Origin of the sequence: Streptomyces sp. 5-10, assembly GCF_014712245.1 — a bacterium.
Taxonomy (GTDB): domain Bacteria; phylum Actinomycetota; class Actinomycetes; order Streptomycetales; family Streptomycetaceae; genus Streptomyces; species Streptomyces violaceusniger.
On the sequence record NZ_JACVYG010000100.1, the window covers coordinates 1 to 15614 of the forward strand.

Consider the following 15614-nt stretch of genomic DNA (forward strand, 5'->3'; position numbering starts at 1 on the left):
CGCCACCAACGACGACGAACACGCCGTATCCACCGTCACCGCCGGACCCTCAAGCCCCAGTGCGTACGCCACCCGACCCGACATCACACTGGCCGCGTTACCCGTCCCCATGAAGCCTTCCGAGCCATCGGGGGCGGAGAGGATCACGGGCAGGTAGTCCTGGCCGTTGGTCCCGGCGAACACGCCGACCTGCTGGCCGCGCAGCGTGGTGGGATCGATCCCGGCCCGCTCGAACGCCTCCCACGACGTCTCCAGCAGCAACCGCTGCTGCGGATCCATCGCCAGCGCCTCACGCGGCGAGATCCCGAAGAAGACGGGGTCGAACTCGGCGGCGTCGTGCAGGAATCCGCCCTCGCGGACGTAAGCGGTGTGCTCGCCCGCGCCCTCCGGGTCGTACAGCGTCTCCAGGTCCCAGCCGCGGTCGGCCGGGAAGCCCGTCACCGCGTCCTGCCCGGACGCCAGCAGCCGCCACAGCTCCTCCGGCGACCGCACACCACCCGGGAAGCGGCAGCTCATCCCGACGATCGCGATGGGGTCGTCGTCCAGGGCCACACCCACCGACGACGCGCCGGTCACCGCCGGGCGCGAGCCGATGAGTTCGGCCTGGAGGTGGTCGGCGAGGGCGATCGGGGTGGGGTAGTCGAAGATGATGGTGGCGGGCAGCTTGAGCCCGGTGAGCGTGGACAGCAGGTTGCGTATCTCGACCGCGGTCAGCGAGTCGAAGCCGAGGTCGCGGAAGGCGCGGCTGGGCTCCACCGAGTCCGGCCCGGGGTGGCCGAGGACGACGGCCACCTGGGTGCGGACGAAGTCCAGGGCGATCTGGTCGCGTTCCTCGTCGGTCCCGGCGTCGGTCAGCCGCTGGGCCAGCGACGTGGGCTGGCCGGGGATGGCGGGGCCGCCGGCGGCGGTGCGCGCCACCTCGATCGCGCGCTTGGCCTCGGAGAGGTCGGCGAGCAGCGGGTTCGGGCGGTGGCCGGAGAGGCCGGGTGCGAAGCGGCCCCATTCGATGTCCACGACGAGGGAGAAGGTTTCGTCGAGGTCGAGCGCGGCTCCGAGCGCGGCGGTGGCCGGTTCGGGGGCGAGGGCGGGCAGTCCGGACTGCCGGAGCCGCTCGGCCACCAGCTCGTCGGTGGCCATGCCGCCGTCGGCCCAGGCGCCCCAGGCCATGGAGGTGGCGGGCAGGCCCTCGGCACGGCGCTGTTCGGCGAGCGCGTCGAGGTAGGCGTTGGCGGCCACGTAGTTGGCCTGGCCCGCGGCGCCGAAGGTGGCGGCCATGGAGGAGAAGAGCACGAAGGCGGACAGGTCGAGGCCGCGGGTGAGCTCGTGCAGATGGCGGGCGGAGTCGGCCTTGGCGCGCAGCACATCGGCCATGCGCCGCGGGGTCTGGGCGTCGAGCACCCCGTCGTCCAGCACTCCTGCGGCGTGCACGACCGTGGTCAGCGGGAGGTCCGCGGGGACGGTCGCCAGCAGCGCGGCGAGGGCGTCGCGGTCGGCCACGTCGCAGGCGGCGACGGTCACCCGGGCGCCGAGGGCGGTGAGTTCGTCCCGCAGCCCGGCGGCGCCGGGCGCGTCGGGGCCACGGCGGCTGGTGAGCAGGATGTGCTGGGCGCCGTGGGCCACGAGCCAGCGGGCGACATGGCCGCCGAGGGCGCCGGTGCCGCCGGTGATCAGCGCGGTGCCGTGGGTGGTCCAGCCGTCATCGGTGGTCTCGTGGTGCGGTGCGCGGGCCAGCCGGCGGACGTGGATGCCCTGCGGGCGGATGGCGAGGTGGTCCTCGCCGCTGATGCCCTCGGGCCCGGCGAGGATGTCGGCGAGCCGCCCGAGGGCGCGGTCGTCGGCGGTCTGGGGCAGATCGATCAGACCGCCCCAGCGCTCGGGGTGTTCGAGGGCGGCGGTGCGGCCCAGGCCCCAGATCTGGGCCTGTTCGGGGCTGGTGAGCCGGTCGGCGCGGCCGACGGAGACCGCGCCGCGGGTGGCGGCCCACAGCGGGGCGTCGAGGTCGGCGTCGCCGAGGGCCTGGACGAGGGCGAGGGTGCCCGCGAGTCCGGCGGTGAGGGAGGGGTGCCGGTCGTGCGGGCGCTCGTCCAGGCCGAGCAGGGAGAGCACACCGTCGACGTGCGGGGTCCCGGCCGCCGGGTCCGGGCTCAGGGCGGTGCGGATCCGCTCGGCGAGGGCGGCGCGCTCGGTGGCGGCGCCGTCGACGTCGATCCGGTGGACGGTGACGCCGCGTTCGGCCAGCAGCCGCAGCGGCTCCGCCACCCAGGGGTCGTCGGCGCGTCCCTCGGGGGTGACCACGAGCCAGGTGCCGGTGAGCGGCTTGGCCTGGGCCTGCGGCAGCGGCGTCCAGGTGACGCGGTAGCGCCAGCCGTCCACGGTGGTGTCCACGTGGCTCCGCCGGCGCCACGCCGACAGGACGGGCAGCACCTCGCTGAGGGGCTGGTCGCCGTCGAGGCCGAGGGTGTCGACCAGGGCGGCCAGGTCCTCGCTGTGCACGACCTCCCAGAACCGCGCGTCGGACACGGCCGGCGCGGCGGCCTCGGCGGCGGCGGAGTCGGCGCCGTACGAGAAGGGGTTGGCGGGCCAGTAGCGCTGCCGCTGGAAGGCGTAGGTGGGCAGCTCGACGCGGCGGGCGCCGGTGCCCGCGTAGTACGTGGCCCAGTCCACGGGCAGGCCGCGGACGTGGGCCTGGGCGAGCGCGTTGCTCAGGGTGCGGGCCTCGGGGCGGCCGGAGCGCAGGGCGGACAGGAAGGCGAACGCGCGGTTCCGGCCGCCGCTCACACACTCCTGGGCCATGGCGGAGAGCACCCCGTCGGGGCCGAGCTCCAGATAGGTGGTCACGCCGTGGTCCTCCAGGCGGCGCACTCCGTCGAGGAAGCGGACGGCCTCGCGGACGTGGCGGACCCAGAACTCGGGCGTGGTGATCTCGTCGGCGCTCACCAGGGTGCCGGTGAGGTTGGAGACGATCGGGATCTTCGGGGCCTCGTAGGTCAGCCGCTCGGCCACCTGACGGAAGTTCTCCAGCATCCCGTCCATGTGCGGGGAGTGGAAGGCGTGGCTGACGGTGAGCCGCTTGGTCTTGCGGCCCCGCGCCTCGAAACCAGCCGCGATCTCCACCGCCGCGTCCTCGTCACCGGCGATGACGACCGACGTGGGGCCGTTGATGGCGGCGATGGACACCCGCTCGGTGAGCAGCGGCGTCACCTCGTCCTCCGCCGCCTGCACCGCGATCATCGCGCCGCCGGTGGGGAGTTGCTGCATCAGCTGGCTGCGCGCGGCCACCAGGGCACAGGCGTGGGTGAGCGAGAGCACCCCGGCGACATGGGCGGCGGTGAGCTCGCCGATGGAGTGGCCGGAGAGGAAGTCGGGCCGCAGCCCCCAGGATTCGACGAGGCGGAAGAGGGCCACCTCGACGGCGAACAGCGCGGGCTGGGTGTAGCCGGTCCGGTCGAGCGTGGCGGCGTCGTCGCCGAACAGCACGTCCTTCAGCGGCCGGTCGAGGAAGCGGTCGAGCTGGGCGCAGACCGCGTCCAGCGCCTCGGCGAACACCGGGTAGGCGTCGTACAGCTCGCGGCCCATGCCGAGCCGCTGGCTGCCCTGGCCGGTGAAGAGGAACGCCACCTTGCCCTCGGCGGCGAGGCCTTCGGTCACCTCGGGGTGGTGGCGGCCCTCGGCGAGCGCGTCGAGACCCGCGAGCAGTTCGTCGTGGTCGGCGGCGACGACCGCGGCGCGGCGGTCGAGGGCGGCGCGGGTGACGGCCTGGGAGTAGCCGATGTCGGCGAGGCGGTGGTCGGGGTGGGCGGCCAGGTGGGTCCGCAGCCGCAGGGCCTGGGCGCGCAGCGCCTGCTCGTTCTTGCCGGACAGCACGACCGGGACGAGGGGCGGCTCGGCCCGCTCCGGCTCCTCGCCCTCGGCGTGTCCGACGGGGGCCGCGGGGGCCGGGGCCTCCTCGAGGATGGTGTGCACATTGGTGCCGCTCATGCCGAACGACGAGACGCCCGCGCGGCGCGGGGTGGCGCCCTCGGGGTCCTTGGCCCACTCGCGGGGGGCGGTGAGCAGTTCGACCTCCCCGGCCGTCCAGTCGACGTGCGGGGTGGGCTCGGTGAGGTGGAGGGTCCGGGGCAGCACACCGTGCCGCATCGCCATGACCATCTTGATGACGCCGCCGACACCGGCGCCCGCCTGGGCGTGGCCGATGTTGGACTTGATGGAGCCGATGAGCAGCGGTTTGCCCTCGGGCCTGTCCTGGCCGTAGGTGGCCAGCAGCGCCTGCGCCTCGATCGGGTCGCCGAGTGCGGTGCCGGTGCCGTGGGCCTCGACGGCGTCCACCTGGTCGGGGGTGAGCCGGGCGTTGGCCAGCGCCTGGAGGATGACGCGCTGCTGCGAGGGGCCATTGGGCGAGGTGAGGCCGTTGCTGGCGCCGTCCTGGTTGACGGCGGAGCCGCGGACCACGGCGAGCACCGGGTGGCCCTTGCGCTGGGCGTCCGACAGCCGCTCGACGAGCAGCATGCCGACGCCCTCGCCCAGGCAGAAGCCGTCGGCCTCCGGGGCGAAGGGCTTGGAGCGGCCGTCGAGGGCCAGTCCGCGCATCTTGCTGTAGTCGACGAAGACGCCGGGCGCGCACATCAGGGTGGCGCCACCGGCGAGGGCGAGCGAGCACTCGCCGTTGCGCAGCGCCTGGACGGCGAGGTGGAGCGCCACCAGCGAGGAGGAGCAGGCGGTGTCGACGGTGACGGCCGGGCCCTCGAAACCGAAGGTGTAGGAAAGGCGGCCGGAGGCGACGCTCGCGGCGTTACCGGTGCCGAAGTAGCCCTCGAAGTTCTCGTTGGAACTGAGGATCGCGCCCAGGTAATCGTGATTGCTGGTGCCGACGAAGACGCCGATCTGCCGGCCGCGCACCCCGACCGGGTCGATTCCGGCGCGCTCGAACGCCTCCCAGGAGGTTTCCAGCAGCAACCGCTGCTGCGGGTCCATGCCGAGCGCTTCCCGGGGGCTTATGCCGAACAGGGAGGGGTCGAAATCGGCTATGCCGTCGACGAATCCGCCCTCGTGCACATAGCTGGTGCCGGGGTGGTCCGGGTCCGGGTGGTACATCGTGTCGACATTCCACCCGCGGTCCAGCGGGAACTCGCTGACCGCGTCGACGCCCTCGCTGACGATGCGCCACAGGTCCTCGGGCGAAGACACGCCTCCGGGATAACGGCAGCCGATCCCCACGATGGCGATGGGGTCGTGGTTCTTCGCCTCGGCCTCTTGCAGGCGGAGGCGAGTCTGGTGCAGATCCGCCGTTACCAGCTTGAGGTAGTCCCGCAGCGTCTCTTCATTCGCCATTTACGCAATCCAATTACGGCAGACGGCATCGGAAATGCTCCACAGATCCTCAACGGGAGCCGGTAACCAACAACCAAATCAGTCGACTTCTCGCTGAGAGGCTATGTGCGAACTAACCCTCACAACAACCCCTAGATGCCCCCTATGACCCCCTGGAGACCCAAGGAGCGATAGGGGGCAGCCGGTATTTCACAACTCTATTGAAGGGTAGAGAAAATCCTGGCCGACATCGGATTCGACGTCAATAGCGAAATTCTCGTCAAGCCCTTCCGAGGCCCTTGTTGATGAATGCGAAGAGCTCTTCGTCGCTGGCCGACTGGAGCTGTTCGGCGTCCACCGTGTCCTTCGCCGGGTGCTCCGGCGCCGCCGCGGCGGCGGGCTCGGCGGTGACCGCCGTGCCGTCCGACTCGTTCCACTTCGCCAGCAGCGACCGCAGCCGCATGGTGATCCGGGCCCGGGTGATGTTGTCGGGCGCGGTGCCGGTGAGCGCGGACTCCAGCTTGTCGAGCTCCTCGAGCACCGCGGTGCCGTCGGCCGCCTCGTCGGGCGCGATCCCGGCCCGCAGATAGGCGGCCACGGCGGCCGGGGTCGGGTGGTCGAAGATCAGGCTCGGGGGCAGCTTCAGCCCGCTCGCGGCGCCCAGCCGGTTGCGGAGCTCCACCGCTGTCAGCGAGTCGAAGCCAAGATCCTTGAAGGCCCGGCCGGCCTCGATGGCCTGGGCGCCGGAGTGGCCCAGCACGGCGGCCACCGCGCCGCGCACCAGATCCAGCAGCACCCGCTCCCGCTCGGTCTCCGGCAGGCCGGCGAGCTGCCCGGCCAGGGCGGCTCCGGCGGTGCCCGCGTCGTCGGTCTCGGCGGCGGCCATCTCCTCGACGACCTCGCGGGCCTCGGGCAGGTCGTGCAGCAGCGGACGCGGCCGGTCGGCGGTGAAGGCGAGGGTGAAGCGCCGCCAGTCCATGTCGATGACGGTCAGCGCGGTCTCGTCCCGGTCCAGCGCGTGCTGGAGCGTGGCGGTGGCGGGCTCCGGTGCCATCTCGTTGATGCCGTGGCGGCGCATCCGGTCACCCACGGCGCCGTCCACGCTTGAGCCGTCGCCCCACGGGCCGAAGGTCAGCGCGGTGGCGGGCAGCCCGTCCGCGCGGCGCTGCTCGGCGAAGGCGTGCAGGAAGGCGTTGCCGGGCGCCTGGTTGCCCTGGCCGGGCGCGCCGAAGGTGGCGGAGAAGTGCGAGCACAGCACGAACGCGGTCAGGTCCAGGTCCCGGGTGAGCTCGTGCAGATGGCGCGTGGCGTCCACCTTCAGCCGCAGCACCCGCTCGACCTGATCGGGGGTCAGCCCCTCGATCACCCCGTCGTCGATGACGGCGGCGGCGTGCACGACGGCCGTCAGCGGCTGGTCGGCCGGGATGGCCGCGAGGGTCTGGGCGAGCGCGGCGCGGTCGGTCACATCGCACGCGGCGAGGGTGACCTTGGCGCCGAGCCCGGTCAGCTCGGCCTCCAGCTCGACCGCCCCGGGGGCGTCCGGGCCCCTGCGGCTCGCCAGGACGAGATGGTCGGCGCCGTTGCGGGCCAGCCACCGCGCGACCTGTGCGCCGAGCCGTCCCGTCCCGCCGGTGACCAGCGTGGTGCCGGTCGGCTTCCAGGCCCGTACGGCGGAGGTGTCGGCCAGCGGGGCGCGTACCAGGCGGGGCCCGAAGACGCCCGTGGCACGGATCGCGGCCTGGTCGTCGTCGCCGTCGGAGGCGAGGAGGCCCACCAGCCGGGTCAGGGCGCGCTCGTCGGGCGTGTCGGGCAGGTCGATCAGACCGCCCCAGCGCTCCAGGTGCTCCAGCGCGGCCACCCGGCCCAGACCCCAGACGAGGGCCTGCTCGGGCGCGGCCGGGCGGTCCGTGCCGCCCACGGAGACGGCGCCGTGCGTGAGGCACCACAGCGGCGCGCCGATCCCCGCGTCGCCGAGGGCCTGGATCAGCGCGAGCTGGGCGGCCGTTCCGGCGGGCAGGGAGGCGTGCTCGGGGTGGGCGCCCTCGGCCGGGGCCAGCAGCGACACCACTCCGGCGAACGCGGCGCCGTCGGCCTCGGCAGCGGCCTCGGCCTCGGCTTCGGCGAGCGCGGTGCGCAGCCGTCCGGCCAGCTCCTCCCGGCCGTCGACGGCGGTGTCCACGGCGATCCGCGTCACGTCGGCGCCGCGTTCGGCGAGCACACCGGCCACGGCGTCGGTCCAGGTGTCCCCGGTGTCGGGCGTGACGAGGAGCCACGGGCCGGTCAGCCGCGCGGACCGCTCCTCGGCGAGCGGCTTCCACATCACCCGGTAGCGCCACCCGTCCACCGTGGACCGCTCACGGGCCTGCTTGCGCCAGGACGCCAGGGCGGGCAGGACGGCGCTCATGGGCTGATCGCCCTCGACCGTCAGCTCGGCGGCCAGCGTCTGCCAGTCCTCGGCCTCCACGGCGGCCCAGAACTTGGCCTCCACCGCGTCGTGCCCGCTCTCCCCGGCCCCCCGCGCGGGCGCGGCCTCGGGCCAGTAGCGCTGCTGCTGGAAGGCGTATGTGGGCAGCTCGATACGGCGGGCGCCGGTGCCGTCGAACACCGCGTCCCAGTCCACGGCCACACCGCGCGACCACGCCTCGCCGACGGAGGCCCAGAAGCGGTCGAGGCCGCCCTCGTCACGGCGCAGCGAGCCGATCGCGGCCGCGTCCACACCGGCGTCCTCGGCGGTCTCCTGCACGCCCATCGTCAGCACCGGATGGGCGCTGGACTCGATGAACACCCCGAAGCCCTCGTCCAGCAGCCGCCGGACCGCGCCCTCCAGCTCAACCGTGCGACGGAGGTTGGTGAACCAGTACTCGGCGTCCAGCTCCGGACCCTCGACCCACTCCCCCGTCACCGTCGACAGGAACGGCACCTGGGCGCTCTTCGGCTGTACGGGCCCCAGCAGCTCCAGCAACTCCTCGCGACACAGCTCGACCTGGGCCGAGTGCGAGGCGTAGTCCACCGGCACCCGGCGCGCCCGCACCTCATCGGCCTCGCAGGACGCCAGCAGCTCCTCCAGCGCGGCCGGTTCACCGGAGACCACCACCGACGACGGCCCGTTGACCGCCGCGACGGAGATCCGCTCCTCGCCCCAGGGCGCGATGCGCTCGCGCACGTCCGCCACCGGGAGCGCCACCGACACCATGCCGCCCTTGCCCGCCAGTACCCGGCCGATCGCCTGGCTGCGCAGCGCCACCACACGGGCCGCGTCCTTCAGCGACAGGGCTCCCGCCACGCACGCGGCGGCGATCTCACCCTGCGAGTGGCCGATCACCGCGCCCGGGACGACACCCAGCGAACGCCACAGCTCGGCGAGCGACACCATCACCGCGAACAGCACCGGCTGGACCACATCCACCCGATCCAGCGACGGCGCGCCCTCCGCGCCGCGCAACACATCGACCAGCGACCAGTCGGTGAACTCCGCGAGCGCCGCCGCACACTCCTCGATGCGGGCCGCGAAGACGGGCGAGGCGTCCATCAGCCCCACGCCCATCCGCACCCACTGCGACCCCTGTCCGGGGAAGACGAACGCCGTCTGCCCGGCGACCACGGCGCCCCGCTCCACCCCGGCCGCCATGCCGCCCTCGGCGAGGGCGGTCAGCCCGGCCATCAGCTCCTCGCGGTCCCGGCCCTGGACCACACCGCGGTGGTCCAGCGCGGAGCGGGTGGTGGCCAGCGACAGGCCGATGTCCACCGGGCGCAGCGCCGGTTCGTCGTGGAGCCGGTCCAGCAGCCGCCGCGCCTGGGCGCGCAGCGCCGCCTCGCTCTTGCCGGACAGCACCCACGGCAGCACGCCCGGCTGCTTGGACACCAGCTCGACCGGGCCCGGCTCCTCGGCGGGGGCCTGCTCGACGATGGTGTGCGCGTTGGTGCCGCTGAAGCCGAAGGAGGAGATGCCCGCACGGCGCGGACGGCCGGTCTCGGGCCATGGCGTGGCCGACCTGACCAGCGCGATCTTCCCCGACGACCAGTCGATGTGCGGGGACGGCTCGGCGATGTGCAGCGACTCGGGGACGACCCCGTGCTGCATCGCCAGCACCATCTTCATCACCCCGGCGATGCCCGCGGCGCCCTGGGTGTGGCCGATGTTGGACTTCACCGAGCCGAGCAGCAGGGGCAGGTCCTCGGGCCGGTCCTGGCCGTAGGTGGCCAGCAGCGCCTGCGCCTCGATCGGGTCGCCCAGCGAGGTGCCCGTGCCATGGGCCTCCACGACGTCCACATCGCCCGCGGACAGCCGCGCGTTGGCCAGCGCCTGCTGGATGACGCGCTGCTGGGACGGGCCGTTGGGCGCGGTCAGACCGTTGGACGCGCCGTCCTGGTTGACGGCCGAGCCGCGCACCACGGCCAGCACCTTGTGGCCGTTGCGGCGGGCGTCCGAGAGCCGCTCCAGCAGCAGGACGCCCACGCCCTCGGCCGGGCCGAAGCCGTCGGCGTCCGCCGAGAACGCCTTGCAGCGGCCGTCCTCGGACAGTCCGCGCTGGCGGCTGAACTCGATGAACAGCCCCGGCGTGGACATCACATGGACGCCACCCGCCAGGGCGAGCGAGCACTCGCCCAGCCGCAGCGACTGGACGGCCAGGTGCAGTGCCACCAGCGACGCGGAGCACGCCGTGTCCACCGTGACGGCCGGGCCCTCCAGGCCGAACACGTAGGAGAGCCGGCCGGAGACGACACTGCTGGCGTTGCCGGTGCCGAGGTGGCCGCCGAAGTCGTCCTCGGCGTCGAGCGCCACCGTCAGATAGTCGGAGGCGTTCATACCCGCGAAGACACCGGTCCGGCTGCCGCGCAGGGACACGGGGTCGATCCCGGCCCGCTCGAACGCCTCCCACGAGGTCTCCAGCAGCAGCCGCTGCTGCGGGTCCATCGCCATGGCCTCACGCGGCGAGATCCCGAAGAACGCCGCGTCGAACCGGGTGGCGTCGTCCAGGAACCCGCCCTCGCGGGTGTAGGTGGTGTCCGGGGTGTCCGGGTCGGAGTCGAACAGGTTCGCCAGGTCCCAGCCGCGGTCGGCCGGGAACTCCGTCTGCGCCTCACCGCCGGAGGCCATGAGCTGCCACAGCTCCTCGGGGGTGCTGATACCTCCGGGGAAGCGGCAGCTCATGCCCACGATGGCGATCGGCTCATGGGCCTGGTCGTCGACCTCCTGGAGCCGCCGGTGGGCGGCGGTGAGGTCGGTGGTGACCTTCTTCAGATATTCGCGGAGCTTGGCTTCGTTCGCAGTCGCCATGGACGTTCACCTATTCGCAATGCTCTTGATCGTCGGGGGGTTCGGATGAGGGTGCCGCCGCGCTTCAGCCGTTACCGAACCTCTTGTCGATGAAGTCGAAGAGCTCGTCGTCACTGACCTCTTCGAACGCTTCCGCCTCGGCGTCCGCCCCGGCGTCGTCCGCGGTGCGACGCACGTCGTTCCACTTCGCCAGCAGCGTCTGCAGGCGCACCGCGATGTTCGCATGCGCGGCCTCGTCCTCCGTCACGGAGGCCAGCTCCTCCGGCGTCAGCGAGGACAGGCTGTTCTCCAACCGCTCCAGCTCCTCCAGTACGGACACTTCCGGCCCCTCGGCCTCCGGCGCCACTTCCTGGCGCAGATGGCGCGCGAGCGCCACCGGCGTCGGGTAGTCGTAGACCAGCGTGGCCGTCAGCTTCAGCCCGGTGGCCGCGTTCAGCCGGTTCCGCAGCTCCACGGCCGTCAGCGAGTCGAAGCCCAGCTCCTTGAACGCCTGCTCGGCGCCCACCTGGTCCTTCGAGGCGTACCCCAGCACGGCGGCCACCTGACGGCGGACCAGGTCCAGCACGGTCCGCTGCCGCTGGGCCTCCGACTGCCCGGCCAGCCGCTGGGCCAGGGTGCCCTCGCCGGTGTCCGCCACGGCCTCCGGGGCGGCGGGGCCACGGCCACCGGCCGCGGCGCGGCGCACCGGCGTGCGCACCAGGCCACGGTAGAGCGGCAGCAGCTCCCCGGTGGTGGCGGCGGCGCGCAGCGTCGCCATCTCCAGCCGTACGGGCACCAGGACCGCCTCGTCGGCCACGGCGTGGGCCGCGTCGAACAGGGCGAGCCCCTCCGCCGCGGACAGCGGCAGCACCCCGCCGCGCGCCGCCCGCTTCTGGTCGGCCTCGCCGAGCCTGCCGCCCATGCCGCGCTCCTCGGCCCACATGCCCCACACCAGGGACAGCGCGGTACGGCCGGTGGCGCGGCGGTGGCCGGCGAGGGCGTCGAGGAAGACGTTCGCCGCCGCGTAGCCGCCCTGGCCCGCGCCACCCAGCGTGCCGGCCGCGGCCGAGAAGAGCACGAAGGCGGACAGGTCCAGATCGCGGGTCAGCTCATGGAGGTTGACGGCCGCGTCGACCTTGGGCCGCAGCACCGTGTCCACCCGCTCGGGCGTCAGCATGTCGATGACGCCGTCGTCGAGGACGCCCGCGGTGTGCACCACGGCGGTCAGCGGACGGTCGGCCGGAATCGTGGCCAGCAGCCCGGCCAGCGCCTCCCGGTCGGCCACGTCGCACGCGGCGACGGTGGCCCGCGCACCCAACTCGGCGAGTTCCGCGACGAGTTCGCCCATACCGTCGGCGGCGGGGCCGCTGCGGCTGGTCAGCAGCAGATGACGGGCGCCGTGCGCGGTGGCCAGATGGCGAGCGAAGAGCCTGCCCAGACCGCCGGTGGCACCGGTGATCAGCACCGTGCCGTGGGGGTCGATGGCGCGGCCGGTTGAGGCGGTGGCCGTGCTGGCCGGGGTGAAGGCCGGGCTGGCCGAGCCGACCGGGCCGGTGACCGAGCCGACCGGGCCGGTGACCGAGCCGACCGGGCCGGTGACCGAGCCAGCCGGGGCGGTGACCGAGTCAGCCTGGCCGCTGGGCGAGCCGACCGGGCTGGTGGCCGAGCTGGCCGGATCGAAGGCCGGACCGGCCAGGCCGGTGGCCGAGCCAGCCGGGCCACTGGCCGAGCCGACCGGGCCGGTGGCCGAGCCGACCGGGCCGGTGGCCGAGCCAGCCGAGTCGTTGGCCGAGCCGACCGGGCCGGTGGCCGGGCCAGCCGAGTCGTTGGCCGAGCCAGCCGGGCCACTGGCCGAACCGACCGGGCCGATGGCCGGACCGGCCGCTGAGCGGGTAGCCGGGCCAGTGGCCGGGGGCGCCTCGACCCTGGCCAGGCGTGGTGCGTACGCCGTTCCGGCGCGCAGCGCCAGTTCGGGCTCGCCCGAGTCGAGCGCCGCGGCGATCGCCGGGTACGACACCTCGCCGTCCACGTCCAGTAGCACGAACTGGCCCGGGTTCTCCGTCTGCGCGGACCGCAGCAGACCCCACACCGGCGCGTTCGCCAGGTCCGCCACCGCCGTGTCACCGGCCGCGGCCACCGCGCCACGGGTGACCACCACCAGCCGGGCCGCACCGGGCCGGCCGCCGTTCAGCCACTCCTGGAGCAGGCCCAGGGCTCGGTGGGTGGCCGTGTGCGCGGCGGCGGCGAGGCCGCCCTCCGCGGCGCCCGGCTCGGGCGGGAACGGCACCAGCACGGTGTCCGGCGCGGGCCCGCCCGCCTCGACCGCCGCGTTCAGCGAGCCGAGGTCGTCATGGACCGTGGCGCGGAACCCGGCCGTCTCCAGGGCCACGCTCAGCTTGAGCTCATCGCCGCCGATGACGGCGAAGCCCGCCGACGCGGCCTCCGGGGGCGCCGCCACCGGCGCCCAGTCGATACGGAACAGCGACTCATGGCGGTCGGAGGCGGCCGCACCGGCGATCCGGTCCACCTCCAGCGCCCCGGTCACCAGCGCGTCCACCGACGCCACCGGCGCGCCCGACTCATCGGCCGCCACCATCGACACCGTGCCGTCCTCGGTCAGCGCGAGCCGTACGCGCAGCGCCTCGGCGCCCACCGCGTACAGGCTCACCCCGCGCCAGGAGCGCGCCACCACGGCACCGCCCGCGCCCAGCGCCAGCGGCTGCAACGCGCCGTCCAGCAGGGCCGGGTGCAGGGCGAAGCGGGCCGCCTCGGGCTGCCGCTCCTCCGCGATGCGCACCTCCGCGAACACCTCCTCGCCACGCCGCCAGACGCGGCGCAGGCTCTGGAACGCCGGGCCGTGCAGCAGCCCGGCGCGCGCCATGCTCGCGTACAACTCATCGGTGTCGACCGGCTCCGCGTCGGCGGGCGGCCAGACGGACAGCGGTTCGGCACCGCCATCCGCCGGGGCGCCATCCGCCGGGGTGCCACCCACCGGAGCGCCGGACGCGAGCACACCGGCGGCGTGCCGGGTCCACGGCCGGTCCGCCTCCGAGCGCTCGTCACGCCCGTACACGGCCAGCGGACGGCGGCCATCGCCGTCCGGCTCGCCGACCGACACCCGCAGCCGCACCCCGCCGCGCTCCGGCAGGACCAGTGGCTCGTCCAGGGTCAGCTCCTCCAGCAGCGCACAGCCCACATGGTCCCCGGCGCGCACCGCGAGCTCCACGAGCGCGGAGCCCGGCACCACGGCCGTGTCCGCGACCGTGTGGTCCGCCAGCCACGCGTGCGAGGCGAGCGACAGCCGACCGGAGAACACATACGCGTCCGCGTCGGGCAGTTCCACCGCCGCGCCCAGCAGCGGGTGATCGGCCGAGCCGAGCCCCGCCGAGGCCACCTCGTCCAGGCTCAGCTGGGCGTCGACCCAGTAGCGGCTGCGCTGGAAGGCGTACGTCGGCAGCGCGACCTTCCGCGCGCCCGTACCGGCGAAGAACGCCTCCCAGTCCGGGGCCAGGCCGCGGACGTACAGCCGGGCCAGCGCGCCCGTCACCGCCTCGGCCTCCGGCCTGCCCTTGCGCAGCGCGGGCAGCAGCTCGGCCGCGTCGGGCTCGGCCAGGCAGTCCTGCGCCATGGCGGTGAGGACACCGTCGGGGCCGAGCTCGACGTAGGTGGTGACGCCCCGGGCTTCGAGCGTGCGGACACCGTCGAGGAAGCGGACGGCCTCGCGGACGTGGCGGACCCAGAAGTCGGGGCTGGTGATCTCCTCGGCGGAGACCACGCCACCGGTCAGATTCGACACGATCGGGATACGCGGGGCCTCGTACGACAGCCCCTCCGCGACCTCGCGGAACGCCTCGAGCATCCCGTCCATACGCGGCGAGTGGAACGCGTGGCTGACCGTGAGCCGCTTGGTCTTACGGCCCTGCGCCTCGAACGACGCCGCGATCTGCACCGCCGCGTCCTCGTCGCCCGCGATGACCACCGACGACGGCCCGTTGAGCGCGGCGATCGAGACCCGCTCGGTCAGCAGCGGCGCCACCTCGTCCTCCGACGCCTGCACCGCGATCATCGCGCCACCGGCGGGCAACTCCTGCATCAAACGGCCACGGGCCGCCACCAACTCCGCGGCATCGGCCAAGGACAGCACACCCGCCACATGGGCCGCCGCCAGCTCACCGATCGAATGCCCGGACAGGAAGTCCGCCTTCAGACCCCAGGTCTCGACCAGCCGGAACAGCGCCACCTCGACCGCGAACAACGCGGGCTGAGTGAAGCCGGTCCGGTCCAGCGCCTCGGCGTCGTCGCCGAACAGCACCTCCCGCAGCGGACGCTCCAGATGCCCGTCCAAGTGCGCGCACACCTCGTCCAGGGCGTCCGCGAACACCGGGAAGGCGTCATACAGCTCACACCCCATCCCCAGCCGCTGACTCCCCTGCCCCGTGAACAGGAACGCCACCTTGCCACCGGCCACCGAGCCCTCGACCAGGCCCGGCACCTCGGACTCGCCCCGCGCCAGCGCCGCGAGACCGGCCGGCAGCCCGCCCCCGCTGGTCGCGGTGAGCACGGCCCGGTGGTCCAGGGCGGCGCGGGTCGTGGCCAGCGAGTAGGCCACATCGGTGGAGTCCGGTGCGGTCGCGCCGCCGAGGTGGGCCAGGAGCCGTTCCGCCTGACCGCGTACGGCGGCCGGGGACTTGCCCGACAGCACCCACGGCACCGTCGGCAGCTCCACCGCCGGGGCCACGGCAGGAGCCGTCTCCGGCTCCGGGGCCTGCTCCGGGGCCTGCTCCAGCAGGGTGTGGGCGTTGGTTCCGCTGATGCCGAACGCCGACACCGCGGCCCGGCGCGGACGCCCGGTCTCCGGCCACTCCCGCGCCTCGGTCAGCAGCTCCAGCTCACCGGCGGACCAGTCGACATGCGGGGTCGGCTCGTCCACGTGCAGCGTCGGCGGCAGCACCCCGTGGCGCAGCGCCAGCACCATCTTCATCACACCGGCGACACCGGCCGCGGCCTGCGTATGCCCGATGTTGGACTTGATGGAGCCCAGCCACAGCGG

The 15614-nt window shown here is 74.0% G+C and carries 2 protein-coding genes and 1 pseudogene; all 3 read right to left on the reverse strand.

Features of this window, described 5'->3' with window-relative positions; genetic code table 11:
• Nucleotides 1-5328, reverse strand: a 5328-nt coding sequence (locus tag IEJ02_RS46400; RefSeq protein ID WP_191070294.1) for a type I polyketide synthase, incomplete at its 3' end; no start/stop codon positions are given.
• A gap of 259 nt (nucleotides 5329-5587) precedes the next feature.
• Nucleotides 5588-10576 (reverse strand): annotated as a pseudogene (locus IEJ02_RS46405) (type I polyketide synthase); the annotation flags it as partial.
• Nucleotides 10577-10649: 73 nt separating this feature from the next.
• The coding region (locus IEJ02_RS46410) for an SDR family NAD(P)-dependent oxidoreductase (RefSeq protein ID WP_191070296.1) at nucleotides 10650-15614 on the reverse strand (4965 nt) is incomplete at its 5' end.